The sequence below is a fragment of the Neisseria sp. P0009.S007 genome (assembly GCF_051962515.1).
In genome coordinates, this window is record NZ_JBQCVF010000478.1 from 1 (window position 1) to 1,087 (window position 1,087).

Below are 1,087 nucleotides of genomic sequence, written 5' to 3' on the forward strand. Positions count from 1 at the left end.
GACCTGCTTTCCTACGCCAACGAAATGCCGCCCTGCATGTATGCCGGCGCAGAATTCCGCGACGGCGTATTTGAAGGCTGGAAACACGCCGATGCCGATTACGGCCGCCGCCACAGCCTGATGGCGGTCAAGCAGGACGTCAAACTACTGAACGAAAACATCGTCCGTTATACGGTGGAAAAACCCCTCTCCCAAATCGCCGCCAAACACGGCATCCGCGCCGAAGAAATCGATTGGTTCCTGCCCCACTACTCTTCCGGCTTTTTCCGCGACCGCCTTTCAGACGGCCTGAAAAACATCGGCTTCGATATTCCGCAGGAAAAATGGTTTACCAATCTGCACAGCAAGGGCAATACGGGTTCGGCCTCGATTTACATCATCCTTGAAGAATTTATGCGCACCTTTCCTATCGAACACGGCCAAAAAATCCTGTGTTACGTTCCGGAAAGCGGCCGTTTTTCAACATGTTTCATGCTTTTGGAAGCAGTAAAGGCCGTCTGAATGAAGATTGACGACATTCCTCAAGACAACAGCGCCAGCTACCACGGCCACCGCAAAGTCATCTACGGCACCCGCGACGGCCACTACGAAGCGGCCACCAGCAACGGTTGGCAGGACGAAGCCTACGCCACCGAAATGGCGGTATGCGAACTTGATGCCCAAACGCAGGCCGCGCGCGAAGCCGTCAAAAAAGGCGAATACTCGCCGCTGTACTACCATATGTTCCGCTGCCGTTATGATGAAACCGGCTTGGCCATGGCGGCAGGCGTATGGAAATGGCAGCTTCGTCGGCATTTCCGTCCCGAAGTGTTCGCCAAACTACCGGCCAAAACCCTGCAAAAATACGCCGATGCCTGCCAAATCAGCATAGACGGCCTCAAACAAACCGATATTTAAAGTCCCTCATGATTACCCTGCATTCGCTCGACCAATCCCGCGCCCTGCGCATTGTTTGGCTTCTTGAAATCCTCGGTACGCCTTACCGCCTGCAAACCTACCGCCGTCATCCCGACACTTTGCTCGCCCCTGACGAACTCAAAGCCATCCATCCCTTGGGCAAATCGCCTTTATTGGATGATGACGGCTT

General features: G+C 54.4%; 3 protein-coding genes. All 3 read left to right on the forward strand.

Annotated elements, in window-relative coordinates; genetic code table 11:
• The coding region (locus ACTHS3_RS14190) for a 3-oxoacyl-[acyl-carrier-protein] synthase III C-terminal domain-containing protein (protein ID WP_440368269.1) at positions 1-501 on the forward strand (501 nt) is incomplete at its 5' end.
• Positions 502-897 carry a hypothetical protein gene (locus ACTHS3_RS14195; protein WP_049323710.1) on the forward strand — a complete coding sequence of 132 codons (396 nt, stop codon included), beginning with the start codon at positions 502-504 and terminating at the stop codon, positions 895-897.
• An 8-nt stretch (positions 898-905) separates the two neighbouring features.
• Positions 906-1,087: glutathione S-transferase N-terminal domain-containing protein (locus ACTHS3_RS14200; RefSeq protein ID WP_440368270.1), on the forward strand; the 182-nt coding region annotated here is incomplete at its 3' end.